The organism is Bacillus sp. HMSC036E02, from assembly GCF_001836235.1.
Lineage (GTDB): Bacteria > Bacillota > Bacilli > Bacillales > Bacillaceae_G > Bacillus_A > Bacillus_A cereus.
The window spans coordinates 67,302-83,557 of sequence record NZ_KV827850.1; the positions used below are offsets into that span (position 1 = coordinate 67,302).

The window sequence follows — 16,256 nt, forward strand, 5'->3', positions numbered from 1 at the left end:
GCTCCTTTCCAATTGGAAAGGAGCTTTTTCGTATGTACGGTGTTAGATTAGCCTTCGATAATTTCGTATTCTTCGTCTGCAAGTAATAAAATTTGCGTTTTCTTGCCTTTGTTTTGAACTTCGATTACATCGTATGCGCCTAAGTCTCTTACTTTGCTTTGAGAAGCGTTAACCATAACTTCAATAGAATCAATTAAGATATCTTCTTCAATATATGATTCAGGCAATGCCATATCTTCAGTATCTAATACACACGCATATAGATTTTGTAAATTTTCAGTAGTTGGGTTTTGTTCCTCAACATCAATGATATTTTTTACTGCATCCATATTTTCTTCTTTTGCTTGGTACACTTTAATTTTAGCCATAATTTTAATCTCCTTTATAACGTAATCGTAGAGGCTACACCTCATTATAACGTTTTTTTTATGAAAGATGAAATTGTTATATGTATTTATAGTAAAAATTATGTGTCCTTACTCAAAATTGGTGTGATTTCCATATAAATGTACGAGTAGGTAACGATAATGTTACGTTAAAGTTATATTGTCCAAGCTTTTCTTATTTTCTTCCTATATGTATGTAGTAGCAATTCTATATAGAGAAGGGATGGAGTGTAAGTGGGTTGTGAACCGAGAGTTTCTAGAGATTTTGTTCAAGTACCTGAACTGGTAGGTTTTCGATTACTTTTATCACATCCAGCTGGAGACCCTTTAAACTACGGATTATTATTTATTAATTTTCCTGATACGATTTTTATTTTTATATTGGCATCAAGCGGATACCTTGCCATTTCGAACTGTTTAAAAATAGAGGGCGGAACTGGTGATGCCGAAATAGAAGAGATGAAAAAATGATAGAGGATGACGATAATACGTACAAGTCAGTTGTTAAATTGACTAAAGTATATAAGAACGGTGAGACGGAATCTTTTATTTATAAAAATGAGTTATAATACATGTATTTAAATGCACCCTCAAACTATTGTTGAGGGTTGTTACATAATTAATTATGTTGGTCCTTCAAGCCATTTGTTAACGAGTAAGAAATATATTTATTGTTGACTTATTTTATAGGTTGATCATTTCATAGTTAGTAGATGTTATAATCATTTTATGTTTACTGATATTTTATAAATATTCGAAGTTTCAATTTAATAGTCAATTGCTTTTATGATGAACAGGTGGGTGTGTATATGAATACGAATTATGGAGCGCTCATGAAAATGTTAAGAGTGGTTGATTCTAAAGAAGGCGGGAATGTAAATGATATATGAAGCGAATATACATACAAGAAAAAAACTAGTTTCTATGTTTGAGGATTTCAATAACGTTGTTTTACTTTCTTATTTACAAGGGCATATGGGTACTGCTTGGGTAAATGATCTTGAAAATCCAACAGTAGCACAAGTTACGGTAGGAATTTTTACATTTTACGCTGGAGACCCAAATACGAAAGAAACAGAAGAGTTATTACGTAATATGCCAGAAAGAATTTTAGTTATCGTAAATAGTGAAGAGTGGAAACAACGCTTAGAAACATTCCATGAAAGAAAAATAGATAAGTTTTTACGTTATAAATTCAAACGAAATCCAGAAGTTTTTAATCGTTCAAAATTACAATCTTTTATATCAGCACTTCCAAAAGAATATGAGTTAAGAAGAATAGATGAGCATATCGCAAATAGCCCCAAATTACATAAGATATCTGAAGATTTTACAAGTCAATTTCATTCGATAGAAGATTATATAAACCGTGGTATAGGTTATAGCATTTTATATAATGGAGAAGTTGTATGCGGTGCATCCTCCTATAGTATTTATAATGATGGGATTGAAATTGAAGTTGCGACTGATCACAATCATAGAAGAGAGGGCTTGGCAACTGTAGTTAGTGCAGCTATTATATTGGATTGCTTAGAAAATGGAAAGTATCCAAACTGGGACGCAGCGAATACTACATCTGCTAAACTAGCAGAAAAGTTAGGATATGAATTTGATAAGGCATATGATACTTATTTTGTAGATAATAGATGAGTGAAGGAGTTACATACTAAAAAATACATGCGCCCTAGTACGTAAGTCTAGGGCGCATGTATTAGTTGGTAAATATCTTCATAACAATTTTATCACATTTTATCTTTTGAATGTTTGGAATTAAAGATATTTATGTGACTTTTTGAAAAAATAAAAGAGCAGTTAGCAAAAGCTAACTGCTCTTCTCCAAGGGGGAATGGAGAAATACAATCATGTTACCTATAGTATTGACAGAACATTGAGTTTTAATCAGCCATTTATAAAAGGAGAGATAAAATATCTTTGATTAATCCTTAGCTCCCATTAGGAGTACTGATAGAAAAACGATTGAGAATATATTTTTTTATTACATTTACAATTTGAAGAGTAGAACGTGTTTATCGTAATTCTCCAAACACCAATTATATTTTTTTAGAATGATTGGATGGACTGCTTCTTTCGTAGTATCGACTTCAGTATATCCATATTTCTTATAAAAGTTTTCTAATTCCTCAAAAGGAAGACAATATACATTTTGTATTTGTGATTTTTTTGCAGTTTCTACTAAAAATGAAACAAGCTCACCAGCTAATTGTAGCCCTCTAAATTGAGGCAGAATAAAAATTCCGCCCATTTCTAAAGTATCTTCATCTATTTGGACTAATCGGCCAACACCTGCATACTCGTTGTTATATGTAATAATTGCAACTTTATCTCTCTTTAAATCACTCCGTACAAATCTTATTGAGTCATATTGGTTATTAATCCATTCTAAATCGTTAGATGTGGCCAATTGAATACTCATATACATCCTCCTTCGGAATACTAGCGCTCTCTTCATTATATAGAACATAAGATACTATATCAAAAGAACCTTGAGATAGCACATTTGTTTAAGTTATTAGTTAAAAGTGTGGGATTGCTGGCATTGAAATGATGGCTTCACCAAACATAGGATAATAATCTTGTGAATTTAGTGTTACATAGTCAAAATAAAAATTAGTTTATGTGTTCGGTAACGCACGATTGTTTAAGTGTAGAGAAAATCATAGGGTTATTTTAATTAGTAGCTACTGTATTCATTGAAGCTATTAAGGAAATGTGGTAATCGCCAGCCCTAGTGATACAAATCATATTAGGATTTAGTAAAAAAAATTCTTCCTGAAAAAGAGGGGGGTTAAAGATAAGAGCACTTCGAAAAGTGCCCTTCAGTAACGACTACTCATTCTAAAAAGAAAGGATGCAATATATCATATGAAGTTAAGTGTATTTAAGTATGGGTCTTTTATATAAATGTGAAATAAAAGAGAGCTGTCTTCTTATTAGAAGGCAGCTTTTTGTTATTACAAAAAAGAATTAGAAATAAAATATAAATTCAGTTACTTGTCCAAACAATTTTTAAAAAAATACATAAAATGCTAGTAGTTAGCCAATATTTTTATATTGCTAATTTTTTAGACTAAAAGGGGTGATTTTATGTGTGATTGTGAAGTTTGTAGAAGAAAGAAAAAACGTGATCCATTAAATCGGGGTTCTGAACCAAAAAAACAGGATTCCGAATCAGTGAATTCTTATTCATTTAGTAAAAATGCAAATTTTTTAGAAGAAGCTATACAAACAGATGAAATCGATCAAGTTTCTGAGGAATATATTGAAATAGTAGATTCAGCAGATGTACAAGTTACGACTACAGATACAAAAGCTGCACTATCTATCCAAGCCGCGTTACAAGCAGCTATTGTGGTTGTAGTAAGTATTTCTATAGCAGATAGTGAAAAGGCAGATAAAATAACACAAGAATTGTTTCAAAAATCATCTATTAAACAAATTAATAGACAAAAAACATTTATTAAAAATTCCAGAAACGTAACCGTAACAACTACTGATACAGATATTGCAGTGAATATTCAAATTCTTCTTCAAATTTTATTAGCGTTACTAGTTAAACTAAACATTTTATAAAGTGTCTATCCTATTTATATTTAGCTATAAGGGTTCACACTAAGTAAATATTTTTTGTTGTAATATGTGGTACAAGCTTGGACTTTCTCATTATGACCGAATTAATATTCAAGATTGATGGGAAATTAAGTGTGGAAAACTACACAATAACAAAGGTGAACCTATTATTTAACAGTGAATAAAACTTATATATGTGAAGTAAAGGAAAGCTGTCTTCGTATTAGAAGACAGCTTTTTAATTTTATTAGTAAAAAGCCGTGAAAATAAAAGATTAAGTTACTTGTCCAAGCATTTTTTATTTAAATACATATAATGCTGGTAGTTAATCTAAATTTTTATAGAAAACTGATAGGAGTGAATATTGTAAATGGATGATTTAAATAAGTTTTCTTCCTTTAAGTTTGATAAGGATCAAAAGAATATAATTATAGACCTTTTACTCTCAGATATTTTTAATAGGCATGGGATAAATGAAGAAAAACTAAAAAATTTATCGCCAGAAAAAAAGCAGCAAATTAAAAGTATTGTTTCTGAAATACAATCACAAGTTAATAATTATTTAGATTGAAAGGGGGTGAATGTATGAAAAAAACATGTCATTCAGATGAAAATAAAAGGTGGAGTGCATTAGACTCCTCAAATCCTCATCCATCTTTTAAAAATGATACCGTTTCAGAAGCTGCAGCACAAGAAAGTAAAACTTACCAAATTTCTGAAGAATCTATTACAATTGTAGATTCAGCAGATGTAGAAGTTACGACTACAGATACAAAAGCTGCGTTATCTATTCAAGCTGCATTACAAGCAGCTATCGTGGTTATAATAAGTATTTCTATAGCAGATAGTGAAAAAGCTGACCGTGTAGCACAAGAATTGTTTCAAAAATCATCTATTAAACAAATTAATAAACAAGAAACTGTTATTAGAAATTCTAGAAATGTTACAGTTACGACTACAGATACAGACATAGCAGTAAATGTTCAAATTCTTCTCCAAATTTTATTAGCTTTACTAGTAAAATTAAATATTTTATAAAATGTTTAACCTTTTTTAGATATAGTGCATCTTACAGGTAAAGATTCACTGTTTTAATTATAGTACAGGCTATAAATATTTATCATAACTGGACTAATATTCAACATCACCAAAGTATGAATGTAAACAAACAATGTGATGGAAAATAAAGTTTGGTTATTTTATGAAAATTGAAAAGCCATTTCCTTTATTGGATTTGGCTTTTCAATTTTAAACAGTATGAATTTGAAAAGATAATATTAAGTTAAAGAAGTAAAATATACTGATACAAAATACTTATAAAATTACTCGTGTTATAGAAAAATAATAAGAAAAAGGTGTTTAAAATAGAATCATTTTCATTAATAGTTCAAGTTTTGAAGAATAGTGCATACAATATAAAGTGTTTTCCTTTCTTCATTTAAGTTTTACGTATATAATTTAAAAGTACTATTTTTATTTTATTATTTTATATTTATAACAGAATAGAGGTTTAAAAATGAGTGTTAAAATCATTACGGATAGTGCGGCGGATTTACCAGTAGAATTGCTGCAAGCATATGATATTGATTTAATTCCACTCCGTGTATATGATGAAGCAGAAACAGAGTATTTAGATGGAGTAACATTAGAGTCAGTTACATTATTGCAAAAAATGAGAGAAGGCGCTGTTTATAGAACGTCATTGCCTTCGCTTGAAACTTTCCAAGAAAAATTTGTTTCTTATGCAAAAGAAGGTAATCCTTGTATATATTTAGCTTTTTCATCTGAACTGTCTGGTACATATCAATCATCAGTTGTCATTAAAGAGGAAGTAAAAGAAACATATGCAGATTTAGATTTAGAAATTATTGATACAAAATGCGCTTCGCTTGGTCAAGGTCTTGTCGTTTTAGAAGCTGCTAAAATGGCAAAAGACGGCGCATCAAAAGAAGATATTTTAAACCGTGTCGCTTTTCTAATGAACCATATGGAGCACATCTTCACTGTAGCTGACTTACAGTACCTTGTTAGAGGTGGACGTTTAAGTAAAGTAGCTGGTTTTATCGGTGGTTTACTAAACATTAAGCCTATCTTAAACGTGGAAGAAGGAAAACTTGTACCACTTGAAAAGGTAAGAGGGAAAAAGAAAGTATTAAGCCGAATTGTTGATATTATGGAAGAGCGTGGTAAAGACCTTAAAGGTCAAACAATCGGTATCACTCATGGTGATGACTTAGAAACAGCGGAAGCATTAAAATCATTAATTACGGAAAGATTCGGTTGTGAAGTATTTATCGTAAATACAATTGGTGCAGCAATCGGAGCACATACAGGACCTGGCGTTATAACGTTATTTTTCTTAAATGAAGTAGAGTAAAGGATTGATCATTTGATCAATCCTTTTTTCTTTAATCTGTGATTACCGGTCGATATGGTATTGGTGAAGATAAAATCTTTGAAGTTTTCCTATATGAATTGCTCTCTTGTAGAAGGAGTATTTTTTATATGTGGAATGATACTTAATGGTAGAAGAAAAGAGTAGAAATAAGAATGTATTTATAGGAATTTAAATATTTGAAGATATCAAAATTTTGCCATTTCATATATAATTGTGTGTGGAGAAATATCTGTAACTATTTGTAAAAATAGGGGGTGGCTATAAAAATGCAAGAAATTGCTAGATGGGATTTAAATCGATTGTATTCGAATGAGGATATTCTATTTCCGATTTTGGAGTTGAAAGAGAAATATTTTGTAACAAAAGATGTAGAGGTTCTTTCAAAGCTAATACAAGCTATTGAAAAAGCAGAATACTATTTGTACTGTAGATCAGTTGAAGAAAGTGTACCATCTGACCTTACTAAATTGACCGTGAAAGTGAAGGAACTAAAAAATGAATTACAGCAAGTAATAAAACATAATGAAGTGGAAACTTCAGATAATACTAAGTTAATAAAAGATGAGCTTAATGCGTGGGAAAATATGTACATACAATTACGGGATAGGATAGAAATAGAGCACAATAATAAACAATTATCTTTTGGACAAGCAAATACTATTGCAATGAATAGTGATAATGAAAAGGAAAGATTAGAAGTATTCGAGTTACTTACAAGTACTTTACATAAGGAAAAAGAAATCTTTGCTACTGTATTAAATCAAATAGGGAGATTGCGTAATGCAAAGAGTAATGAAATAGAAGATAGAGAGATTTTAACACAATCTTTTCATGCGAATGGCATTTCAGAAACTGTATTATTCCAAATGTGGAATGCGACAGAAGAAAACCTTGATAAATTAGTAAGTGCTTTAAACGTGTATAAGAAAGGAAAAGCTTCAATTACATGGCATGAACTTATGACGGTAAAGGAAAGTAATGAGGTCATGATTCCTTTTTCAGTAGCAATACAAAACGTTTATGATGCATGTAAGAATATTGATGAAGAATTAGCAGAATTTGCACGTAATGCGATAGAAAGTGGTTGGGTAGATGCTGAACCGAGAGAGAATAAACCATCAGGTGGGTTTTGTGCTCCATTTTTCAGTGAGAAAGAATCGCGAATTTCCATTCGTTATGATGGGAGTATAGATAGTGTAAGAGTGCTCGCTCATGAATTAGGACATGCTTGGCATTTTTATAATATGAGTTTTGAACAATCTACATCTTTTTTAGATGATTATTTGCCAATGAGTACGGCTGAATCAGCATCTATTTTCTTTGAAACGGTACTCTTAAATTATCTAATTGAAACAACGGATAGTAAAGATATGAAAAAGTCATTACTTAGCTGGAAAATAAGAAATAGTTTTAATTATGTAATGGCAATACGAGCATCGTATCAGTTTGAAAAAACATTTTATGAAAAATGTAAAGAGGGTCCTTTAAGTGCTGATGAAATTGAGAAATTATCTATAATTGCACAAAAACAAGCTTATGGAAAAGCTTTAAGTGAATACCAGCCGTTTGTATGGATGAAATATATTCAATTTTATATAGCAGATGTTCCTTTTTACAATTATCCATACACATTTGGATATTTAGTAAGTTTTAGCTTATTAGAAATAGCTCAAGAAGGTAAAAGTACTTTTCATTCGAAATATAAAGAGTTCTTACGAGAAACAGGAAAGGCTCCAGTAGAGGAGCTTATGAAAAAACATTTTGAAATAGATATAAGAAATTATGAATTTTGGAATAAAGCTTTTATTCAAATTTCTAAAGACATTGATGAATATTTGCAGCTTATGTAAGGGGAGAGTACAGTGGATCAGCAGTTTATAAAAGGTATACCTTTTTCAACTTTAGAATATGCAAAAGCTATAAGTTTATTAAAAGGTTGGCTACATGAACAACAAGGGAAACCAAGGTTTGTAGTAACTGCAAATCCTGAAATTGTTATGTCTGCAAAGGAAAATACGGAAAAATCAAAGGAGTTTAAAAAGATGTTACTATCTGCGGATTTAATAACAGCGGATGGGATTGGTGTCATAATTGGCTCGAAAATATTAAAAGGAACTTTGAAAGAACGTGTTACTGGGGCGGATTTAACTCACGATTTAATAAAATATTGTAACGACAATGAATATCGTGTCTTTCTTTTTGGAGCTGCGCCAGAAAGTAATAAAAAGGCATTAGAAAAATTAAATGAGCAGTTCCCAGGAGCACAATTTAAAGGACAGCATGGATTTGTAAATGGTGAAGAAATAGAAGAAATAAAAATGAAAATTAAGCAGTTCAAGCCGCATTTACTACTCGTAGGACTAGGCTCACCAAAACAAGAAGAGTTCATCTATGAAAACATACAAACATTAAACGTTCCGCTATCTATTGGTATCGGAGGCATGATTGATATAATATCTGGTACTGTAAAAAGAGCACCAAAAATAATGAGGGATACTGGAACTGAATGGCTGTATAGGTTACTCTCACAGCCGAAAAGATTAAAGCGACAACTTGTACTTCCGAAATTTTTATTATCGGTTATGTCTGAGAGGATTAAAGGGATTAATTAATAAAGGGGACTACATACATGAACAGAATCGGCATTATCGGAGCAATGCAAATTGAAATAGATTTACTTTTAAAAAAGCTAGTAATACAAGAAGAACAGACAATTGCGGGAATGCCATTTTATATTGGAGAATTCATGGGAACAGAAGTAATTATTACACGTTCTGGTGTAGGGAAAGTAAATGCTGCTGCATGTGTGCAAACATTAATTCATAAATTTAATGTAGACTCTATCATCAATACGGGCGTTGCTGGTGGATTACATCCAGGTGTAAAAGTTGGCGATTTAGTTATTTCAACTAACGTTACCCATCATGATGTAAGTAAAAATCAAATGAAAAAATTATTCCCGTTTCAAGAGGAGTTTATTGCAAGTAAGGAATTGATAGAGTTAGCACGTAAAGCATGTAACAGTAATAGTTCAAATATTCAAGCTCACGAAGGAAGAATTGTAAGTGGTGAATGTTTTGTTGAAGATTCAAAGTTAAAGGCAAAATTAATAGATGAATATGCACCTCATTGTACAGAAATGGAAGGGGCAGCAATTGGACATGTCGCCTACATAAATGATATACCGTTTCTTGTTATACGATGTATTTCTGACAGCGCAGATGATGAAGCTCAAGTTTCTTATGATGACTTCGCGAAAACTGCTGCGAATTATTGCTCAGAAATTATTATTGAGATGCTTAAAAATATATCTGGTAAAACTATAGTCCAAAAGGAGAGATAGGAATGTTACAAGCATTAATTTTTGATATGGATGGAACATTATTTCAAACAGATAAAATTTTAGAATTATCGTTAGATGATACTTTTGATCACTTAAGATCACTTCAATTATGGGATACGGTAACACCGATTGAAAAATACCGTGAAATTATGGGTGTGCCGCTACCGAAAGTTTGGGAAGCTTTATTACCGGACCATTCTATTGAAATAAGAGAACAAACAGATGCATATTTTTTAGATAGACTAATTGAAAACATAAAAAGCGGAAAAGGCGCTTTATATCCAAATGTAAAAGAAATATTTACATATATAAAAGAAAATAATTGTTCAATTTACATTGCTAGTAATGGTTTGAAAGAATATTTACGAGCAATCGTAACGTATTATGCTTTAGACAAGTGGGTGACAGAAACGTTTAGTATTGAACAAATACAATCGCTAAATAAAGGTGACTTAGTTAAAAGTATTATGAACAAATATGATATAAAAGAGGCAGCGGTAGTTGGTGACCGGCTATCTGATATAAATGCAGCGAAAGACAACGGTTTACTTGCAATTGGGTGCAATTTTGATTTTGCGCAAGAAGATGAACTTGCTCACGCTGATATAGTAATAGATGATTTAATAGAGTTAAAGCGGATACTGCCTGCTGTACAGAGATAAATAAAGTGTGTGCATTTTTTCCAAGTCCTATATGTCTTATTTTATGGAGGGAGTATGCTTAAAAATAATTTTAAAATTAGTAATATTCCTGCGGTTTTGTGGGGAGAGAAGAGTGAAAAAGTTTTTATTGCAGTACATGGAAATATGTCAAATAAGGAAGATGCAGTTATTCAAATATTAGCTGAAGAAGCCAATCTAAAAGGTTATCAAGTATTAAGCTTTGATTTACCTGAGCATGGAGAAAGAAAAAATGATAACACTCCTTGTAAAGTACAGTTTTGTGTTAATGAATTATCTATAATTATGAACTATGGAAAAGTACATTGGAAAGAAATAAACGTATTTGCATGTAGTATGGGGGCGTATTTTAGTCTTTTAGCTTATCAAAATGATGTGCTAAAAAAGGCATTATTTTTATCACCAGTAGTTAATATGGAACGAATTATTGAAAATATGATGAAATGGTTTAATGTAACACCGGAGCTTTTGCAAAAAGAAATGACTATAGAGACACCTATTGGTCAAAAGTTATATTGGGATTATTTATGCTATGTAAAAGAGCATCCTATTAGTACATGGAATACAGATACATATATTATGTACGGAGCTAAGGATGAACTGTGTGAACTTGAAACTATTAACTATTTTACAAAAAAACATCGTTGTGAATTAGAAGTTATGGAGACGGGTGAACATTACTTTCATACCGAAGAACAGTTAAAGATATTTGAACAGTGGTTACACAAACATATCGATTAACAAATTATAATTTAACTTATACCTGCTAGAGAAGAATGGTGAATTTATAAACTGATATTATATTTGAGAGACATTATAAATATAAATGTATTTATTTAAGCAAATAGGTGCTTTAGTTCAATAAGACTTAAACAACTATATTATCGATTTACATCTGAAGTGAAGAATACACATACTACGAATTGAATAAGATAACAATCATAAAAATGCTCAGAATCAATAATTCTAGAGCATTTTTATGTATTTTCATAGTAAGGGGGGATTTACTTGAAAGATATACATATTCAACAAATTGAAGATTTAATGATATACGAACACGATTATCTTGTTCAGGAAAGCAAAGACGAAGGATTTTATTTCCTAATAAAACTAATAAGTGAATATGAAAATAAAATAAACACGTTTAATAAAACTGGTGAATGCTTATATGGGATTTTTCAAGGGGAAAAGTTAATTGGAATAGGAGGGCTAAATGAGGATCCATATACAATAAACAATAAGATTGGTAGGATAAGGAGATTTTATATTGCAAAAAAATACCGAAGGAAAGGATTAGGGAGGTTATTATTAGTGAGAATTATAAACGATGCGAAAAAACATTTTAATATTGTTGTTTTAAATACAGATACAGTACAGGGTGACGAATTTTATACTTCGAGTGGATTTGTGAAAGGGACAAAATATATGAGAGTGAGCCATTATTTGAACTTATATAAAAGGATATAGTGAATTATTGTTTACTTCTTCAGTAGAACTTTTGTTCTATTTTATGTAGATTGATGCTATAATTTATAAGAATCTAATATTAGAATGGAGAATTGGATGATGGGAGAAAATAAAATTATTAATGATTTTAATGAATATTCAATTTGGATAAATACATTGAAAGGTATGAAAGAGGAATTGTGGATGGCACCAATATCAGAGGGAAAATGGACTATTGGCGAAATAATATCTCATATTATGAACTGGGATGACTATCTATTACGTGAGACATTATCATCAGTGAGAGATGGAAAGGGAATGGAGTTCCCTGATTTTGATACATATAATAAACTAGCATCTAGTTATGCTAAATCCGGTATATCTAAGATGAAACTTCTTGAAGAAGCAAAAGCTAAAAGAGAGTTACTCATAAAAGAACTTAAATTACTATCTGCTGGAAATCTAAAGAAACCTTTAACGGCCAATGGAGTATCACATTGTCCTCATACCGGAACGCCATATTCTCTTATATATATTATTAAAGAATTTGTAGATCATGATAACCATCATAAAAGACAGGTTATTCATTTTTTAAATGAAAATCAAATTGTTAATTGATAAAGAAAGATCCGGCAAATGATATTTGTAGGATCTTTCTTACATTATAACTTAACCTTCATTTGTTTCAATAATAATCCTGGTTTACCTTTTACATAATAAAAATGCGGGTTATTTTCATCATCATAAAGCATAATATAAGGCTTTTCTTTTAGTGGGAGTAGTATAAGTACTTCGTCTATTGTAGTGTGTAACCATTGATTAGTAATAGAAACCGGCTTAGATAAAGGGATTTTTATCATATAGCCATCTTTTGGAACGACATTTAAGTTTTTAAATGGACCAGTAATTGATTTAGCGTATTGAACTGCTTCTTTTTGGATTACTGGATCTAAAGATTGTTTTTGAATGACCATTTCTTTTTGACAATCAAATACTTCAATTTGTTGATTTGTATTTGCGAACGCATTTGTTGATAATAGAAATAGAAGAAGAGAAATGACCCCGATTTTTTTTATCATAGTACAACACCTCACCATTACTATCCCCTCAAAAGCTTTAAATATTTTTCTGTCACATTCATGTAACAAAGATGTTGTATGATACAATTGGTTTTTGTTTAAAAGCAATGGAGGAAAAAATATGAAAGTTTTAATTGCAGATGACGAACAAGATATGTTAAGGATTTTAAAAGCTTATTTTGAAAAAGAAGGCTTTGAAGTTTTATTAGCGAAAGACGGAGAGGAAGCACTTCAAATATTTTATGATGAAAAAATTGATTTAGCTATTTTGGATTGGATGATGCCGAAACATAGTGGTATTACTGTCTGTCAGGAAATAAAAAAGAATTCAAGCGTAAAAGTATTAATGCTTACGGCGAAAAGTGAAAGTGAAGATGAATTAGCAGCGCTTCAAAGTGGGGCAGATGAGTACGTAAAAAAACCATTTCATCCAGGAGTACTAATTACACGAGCGAAAAAACTTATTCAGCATGATAATATTATTCAAGTACAAGATGTAAAGATAAATTTCGCCAAAAATAAAGTATATAAAAATGATATAGAGTTAGAAATTACAAAAACAGAGCTCGAATTAATAAAATGCTTTTTAAATCATAAAGGAACTATTTTAACTCGTAAAAAATTGTTAGACATTGTATGGGGATTTGACTATTTTGGAGAAGAGAGAACGGTTGATACACATGTAAGAAGGCTGCGTAAAAAAATTGGAGAAAATATTATTAAGACGCATCGTGGGCTGGGTTATAGTTTGGAGGAACAAAGTGAATAAACTTGGGAAAAAACTATTTCTCAGCATTTCTTTAACCGTTATTCTTATATTTACAATTTCTTTATTATTAATTAACTTTCTCCTGCCGAAATATAATATTTATAAAACACGTGAAAACTTAAATGAATTTACAACTCAAATACAAAATGCGCCAGTCAATGATTTAGAAGATGTTATTCATACAATTGAAAGTGAAAATAATGTTACAATTGCGTATACGCCAATTAATCAGTCAGAAGATGCTATGAACGACGCGTTACGCATGCAACTTACGAAAAAGAAAGTAACGTTAAATAAGCTTTGGATTACGAAAGACGAAGTTATGAAAGTGAAGACGGAAGGGCAATCGAATAAACTGTACGATCAAGGAAAGGTAAAAGCGAGTTTTTTTGCTAAATATATTGCGAAAGATGATACGATAATTTTAATTGGGACTTCTATTGCGAATTCAAATGAAATTATAAATACGTTAAATACATTTTACTTATATATCGTATGTTTCTCGCTTCTTCTTATTATTTTACTTGTGTGGATACTTTCAAAAATAATAACGACGCCACTGAAAGAGCTAAGTGATGTAGCTCAGGATATTTCACATTTGCAGTTTAAAAGAACGAAAGTGAAAACGAATGATGAAATAGGAGAGTTGGCCAATAGTATTAATATCATGAGTGAAAAACTACATGAAGCACATCAAGACTTAACTGATCGTAATGAACATTTAAAACGATTTATGGGTGATGTAACGCATGAATTAAAGACACCGATCGCATTAGTAAAAGCATACTCTATGGGGATTAAAGATGGATTAGATGATGGGACTTATGTAGATACAATTATTAAACAAACAGATCAAATATCAAACTTAATTGAAGAACTATTACGATTTTCTAAACTAGAAAGAGATATTTTACAAAAAGAAGAATTCCCCATTGAACCACTGGTCCAGAGTATATTAGATAAGCATCACATTGAACTGGATTCGAAAGAAATTAACTTGCAAGTAAATTGTAATGCGGGCGATACAATCGTTTATGCAGATTTAAATAAAATGAGAATGGTGTTTCAAAATTTAATTTCTAATGCGATAAAATATACAGCAAATCAAAACATAATAATTACATTAGAAGATAGAAATAAAAGTATATATTTCCAAATAAAAAATGGCATTCCTACGGATAAAATTAAGGATATCGAGAAAATTTGGGAGCCTTTTTATGTACTAGAATCTTCTCGTAGTAAAGAAAAATCAGGTACAGGATTAGGTTTAGCGATAGTGAAAAGTATTTTAGAAAGGCATGGTTTTGAATATGGAGTTTCCTCTATAGATGGAGAAATTCAATTTTATATAAATGTGAAAAAGGACTAATGAAAATATTAGTCCTTTTTGCAGCTTTAGAGATTAGCGATATAGGATGAATCACCATAATTTTCAAAATTGATGTATTAAATGGAGAATTAGCAAATGTTCTACTTTCATTAAATTCACGTGAAGTTCACAGGAAAACGTTATATTTACATAGTTATATTTGAATTTAATGAAGTGAGGTATTCAGATTTGAAAAGAAAGAAATTAGTAATTGGTAGCATTTTAATGGGTATGACGTTATCTTTATCTGCATGTGGTTCATCAGATAATATTGTAACGACAAAATCAGGAAGCATTTCAGAAAGTGATTTTAACAAAAAATTAAAAGAAAACTACGGTAAACAGAATTTATCTGAAATGGTAGTAGAAAAAGTATTAAATGATAAATATAAAGTTACGGATGAAGAGGTAACGAAACAACTAAAAGAATTAAAAGACAAGAAGGGCGATAATTTTAATACATATATGGAATCCAATGGTGTGAAAAATGAAGATCAGTTGAAAGAGAAATTAAAGCTTACTTTTGCTTTTGAAAAAGCTATTAAAGCAACCGTAACGGAAAAAGATATTAAAGATCATTATAAGCCAAAGCTTCAAGTTAGTCATATTTTAGTAAAAGATGAAAAGACAGCAAAAGAAATTAAAGAAAAATTAAATAGTGGCGAAGATTTCGCGGCATTGGCTAAACAATATTCAGAGGATCCAGGTTCTAAAGAAAAAGGTGGGGAACTATCTGAATTTGGACCTGGTATGATGGTGAAAGAATTTGAGGATGCTGCGTATAAGTTAGAAGTTGGTCAATTGAGTGAACCTGTTAAATCTTCTTTCGGATATCATATTATTAAGCTAACGGATAAAAAAGAGCTTAAACCGTATGAGGAAGAGAAAGAGAATATTCGTAAAGAATTAGAACAGCAACGTATACAAGATCCTCAATTCCATCAACAAGTTACTAGAGATCTGCTTAAAAATGCAGATATAAAGGTATCTGATAAAGACTTGAAAGATACCTTTAAAGAGTTAGAAAAATAATAAATGGAATGTAAGGCAAGCGATAGAAATATCGGTTGTCTTTTTCTCTATTTATCCCGCTATTTGCCGGGCAGTAAGACCCCACCTCAAAATCCAGCGAAAACAAAGAAGTGGCCCTGCTGCTCGTAAACGCCCAATTGGTGAGGGCTGATTAAAGTTTCACTTT

Annotated in this window: 18 protein-coding genes and 1 pseudogene; 16 read left to right on the plus strand and 3 right to left on the minus strand. The window is 30.8% G+C overall.

What is annotated here, in order from left to right; translation table 11 throughout:
• Window positions 1-47: 47 nt before the first annotated feature.
• Window positions 48-368, minus strand: coding sequence for a hypothetical protein (locus HMPREF2590_RS14445; protein ID WP_001062731.1), 321 nt, complete (start codon window positions 366-368; stop codon window positions 48-50).
• A 261-nt stretch (window positions 369-629) separates the two neighbouring features.
• On the opposite strand from HMPREF2590_RS14445, the pseudogene HMPREF2590_RS14450 reads away from it, so the two are divergent.
• Both HMPREF2590_RS14450 and HMPREF2590_RS14455 read left to right on the plus strand, forming a co-directional pair.
• A pseudogene (locus tag HMPREF2590_RS14450) lies at window positions 630-955 on the plus strand (BC_2878 family exosporium-associated protein); the annotation flags it as partial.
• A gap of 310 nt (window positions 956-1,265) precedes the next feature.
• Window positions 1,266-2,036: a GNAT family N-acetyltransferase gene (locus tag HMPREF2590_RS14455; protein WP_050821901.1), complete on the plus strand. Its 771-nt coding sequence runs from the start codon at window positions 1,266-1,268 to the stop codon at window positions 2,034-2,036.
• 352 nt (window positions 2,037-2,388) lie between these two features.
• On the opposite strand, the gene HMPREF2590_RS14460 is transcribed toward HMPREF2590_RS14455, so the two are convergent.
• Complete coding sequence (locus HMPREF2590_RS14460; protein ID WP_048656231.1) at window positions 2,389-2,820, minus strand: GNAT family N-acetyltransferase; 432 nt, start codon at window positions 2,818-2,820, stop codon at window positions 2,389-2,391.
• Between the two features lie 671 nt (window positions 2,821-3,491).
• On the opposite strand from HMPREF2590_RS14460, the gene HMPREF2590_RS14465 reads away from it, so the two are divergent.
• The 11 genes from HMPREF2590_RS14465 to HMPREF2590_RS14515 all read left to right on the plus strand — a co-directional run bounded on the left by HMPREF2590_RS14465 (window position 3,492) and on the right by HMPREF2590_RS14515 (window position 12,459).
• The gene (locus HMPREF2590_RS14465) at window positions 3,492-3,977 is read left to right on the plus strand and encodes a spore coat protein (protein ID WP_000332786.1); all 486 of its coding nucleotides are present in this window, start codon (window positions 3,492-3,494) and stop codon (window positions 3,975-3,977) included.
• Window positions 3,978-4,344: 367 nt separating this feature from the next.
• Window positions 4,345-4,545 carry a spore coat protein W gene (locus HMPREF2590_RS14470; RefSeq protein WP_000342253.1) on the plus strand — a complete coding sequence of 67 codons (201 nt, stop codon included), beginning with the start codon at window positions 4,345-4,347 and terminating at the stop codon, window positions 4,543-4,545.
• A 14-nt stretch (window positions 4,546-4,559) separates the two neighbouring features.
• A complete protein-coding gene (locus HMPREF2590_RS14475) occupies window positions 4,560-5,012 on the plus strand; it encodes a spore coat protein (protein WP_000750488.1) in 453 nt (150 codons plus the stop codon).
• Window positions 5,013-5,490: 478 nt separating this feature from the next.
• Entirely contained in the window at window positions 5,491-6,351 is an 861-nt protein-coding gene (locus tag HMPREF2590_RS14480) for a DegV family protein (RefSeq protein ID WP_000111645.1), read from the plus strand.
• Window positions 6,352-6,638: 287 nt separating this feature from the next.
• A complete protein-coding gene (locus HMPREF2590_RS14485; RefSeq protein WP_001155367.1) occupies window positions 6,639-8,222 on the plus strand; it encodes a M3 family metallopeptidase in 1,584 nt (527 codons plus the stop codon).
• A gap of 12 nt (window positions 8,223-8,234) precedes the next feature.
• Window positions 8,235-8,984 carry a WecB/TagA/CpsF family glycosyltransferase gene (locus tag HMPREF2590_RS14490; protein ID WP_000372662.1) on the plus strand — a complete coding sequence of 250 codons (750 nt, stop codon included), beginning with the start codon at window positions 8,235-8,237 and terminating at the stop codon, window positions 8,982-8,984.
• A 17-nt stretch (window positions 8,985-9,001) separates the two neighbouring features.
• Window positions 9,002-9,715, plus strand: a complete 714-nt coding sequence (locus HMPREF2590_RS14495) for a 5'-methylthioadenosine/adenosylhomocysteine nucleosidase (protein WP_001079732.1) — start codon at window positions 9,002-9,004, stop codon at window positions 9,713-9,715.
• A gap of 2 nt (window positions 9,716-9,717) precedes the next feature.
• Window positions 9,718-10,377, plus strand: a complete 660-nt coding sequence (locus HMPREF2590_RS14500) for an HAD hydrolase-like protein (protein ID WP_000938420.1) — start codon at window positions 9,718-9,720, stop codon at window positions 10,375-10,377.
• Between the two features lie 54 nt (window positions 10,378-10,431).
• Complete coding sequence (locus HMPREF2590_RS14505; RefSeq protein WP_050821899.1) at window positions 10,432-11,136, plus strand: alpha/beta hydrolase; 705 nt, start codon at window positions 10,432-10,434, stop codon at window positions 11,134-11,136.
• Between the two features lie 267 nt (window positions 11,137-11,403).
• Window positions 11,404-11,862, plus strand: coding sequence for a GNAT family N-acetyltransferase (locus HMPREF2590_RS14510; protein ID WP_000651658.1), 459 nt, complete (start codon window positions 11,404-11,406; stop codon window positions 11,860-11,862).
• Window positions 11,863-11,961: 99 nt separating this feature from the next.
• Window positions 11,962-12,459 carry a DinB family protein gene (locus HMPREF2590_RS14515; protein WP_000504407.1) on the plus strand — a complete coding sequence of 166 codons (498 nt, stop codon included), beginning with the start codon at window positions 11,962-11,964 and terminating at the stop codon, window positions 12,457-12,459.
• A gap of 44 nt (window positions 12,460-12,503) precedes the next feature.
• Here HMPREF2590_RS14515 and HMPREF2590_RS14520 read toward each other — a convergent pair whose 3' ends face one another.
• Entirely contained in the window at window positions 12,504-12,920 is a 417-nt protein-coding gene (locus HMPREF2590_RS14520) for a hypothetical protein (protein WP_000591770.1), read from the minus strand.
• A gap of 121 nt (window positions 12,921-13,041) precedes the next feature.
• Between HMPREF2590_RS14520 and HMPREF2590_RS14525 the strand changes: the two genes are divergently transcribed.
• From HMPREF2590_RS14525 to HMPREF2590_RS14535, 3 genes are all read left to right on the plus strand, one after another.
• Window positions 13,042-13,689: a response regulator transcription factor gene (locus HMPREF2590_RS14525; protein ID WP_000865981.1), complete on the plus strand. Its 648-nt coding sequence runs from the start codon at window positions 13,042-13,044 to the stop codon at window positions 13,687-13,689.
• The gene (locus HMPREF2590_RS14530; protein WP_001037256.1) at window positions 13,682-15,058 is read left to right on the plus strand and encodes a sensor histidine kinase; all 1,377 of its coding nucleotides are present in this window, start codon (window positions 13,682-13,684) and stop codon (window positions 15,056-15,058) included. The genes HMPREF2590_RS14525 and HMPREF2590_RS14530 overlap by 8 nt, the downstream gene beginning before the upstream one ends.
• Before the next feature lie 189 nt (window positions 15,059-15,247).
• On the plus strand, window positions 15,248-16,090 hold the full coding sequence (locus tag HMPREF2590_RS14535) for a peptidylprolyl isomerase PrsA (RefSeq protein WP_050822205.1): 843 nt from the start codon (window positions 15,248-15,250) through the stop codon (window positions 16,088-16,090).
• The last annotated feature ends 166 nt before the right edge of the window (window positions 16,091-16,256 follow it).

Coding starts and splice junctions, on each gene's coding strand:
- HMPREF2590_RS14475 (WP_000750488.1), top strand. CDS start 4,560: ATGAAAAAAACATGTCATTCAGATGAAAATAAAAGGTGGAGTGCATTA.
- HMPREF2590_RS14515 (WP_000504407.1), top strand. CDS start 11,962: ATGGGAGAAAATAAAATTATTAATGATTTTAATGAATATTCAATTTGG.
- HMPREF2590_RS14500 (WP_000938420.1), top strand. CDS start 9,718: ATGTTACAAGCATTAATTTTTGATATGGATGGAACATTATTTCAAACA.
- HMPREF2590_RS14505 (WP_050821899.1), top strand. CDS start 10,432: ATGCTTAAAAATAATTTTAAAATTAGTAATATTCCTGCGGTTTTGTGG.
- HMPREF2590_RS14470 (WP_000342253.1), top strand. CDS start 4,345: ATGGATGATTTAAATAAGTTTTCTTCCTTTAAGTTTGATAAGGATCAA.
- HMPREF2590_RS14460 (WP_048656231.1), bottom strand. CDS start 2,820: ATGAGTATTCAATTGGCCACATCTAACGATTTAGAATGGATTAATAAC.
- HMPREF2590_RS14525 (WP_000865981.1), top strand. CDS start 13,042: ATGAAAGTTTTAATTGCAGATGACGAACAAGATATGTTAAGGATTTTA.
- HMPREF2590_RS14520 (WP_000591770.1), bottom strand. CDS start 12,920: ATGATAAAAAAAATCGGGGTCATTTCTCTTCTTCTATTTCTATTATCA.
- HMPREF2590_RS14455 (WP_050821901.1), top strand. CDS start 1,266: ATGATATATGAAGCGAATATACATACAAGAAAAAAACTAGTTTCTATG.
- HMPREF2590_RS14485 (WP_001155367.1), top strand. CDS start 6,639: ATGCAAGAAATTGCTAGATGGGATTTAAATCGATTGTATTCGAATGAG.
- HMPREF2590_RS14445 (WP_001062731.1), bottom strand. CDS start 368: ATGGCTAAAATTAAAGTGTACCAAGCAAAAGAAGAAAATATGGATGCA.
- HMPREF2590_RS14480 (WP_000111645.1), top strand. CDS start 5,491: ATGAGTGTTAAAATCATTACGGATAGTGCGGCGGATTTACCAGTAGAA.
- HMPREF2590_RS14495 (WP_001079732.1), top strand. CDS start 9,002: ATGAACAGAATCGGCATTATCGGAGCAATGCAAATTGAAATAGATTTA.
- HMPREF2590_RS14465 (WP_000332786.1), top strand. CDS start 3,492: ATGTGTGATTGTGAAGTTTGTAGAAGAAAGAAAAAACGTGATCCATTA.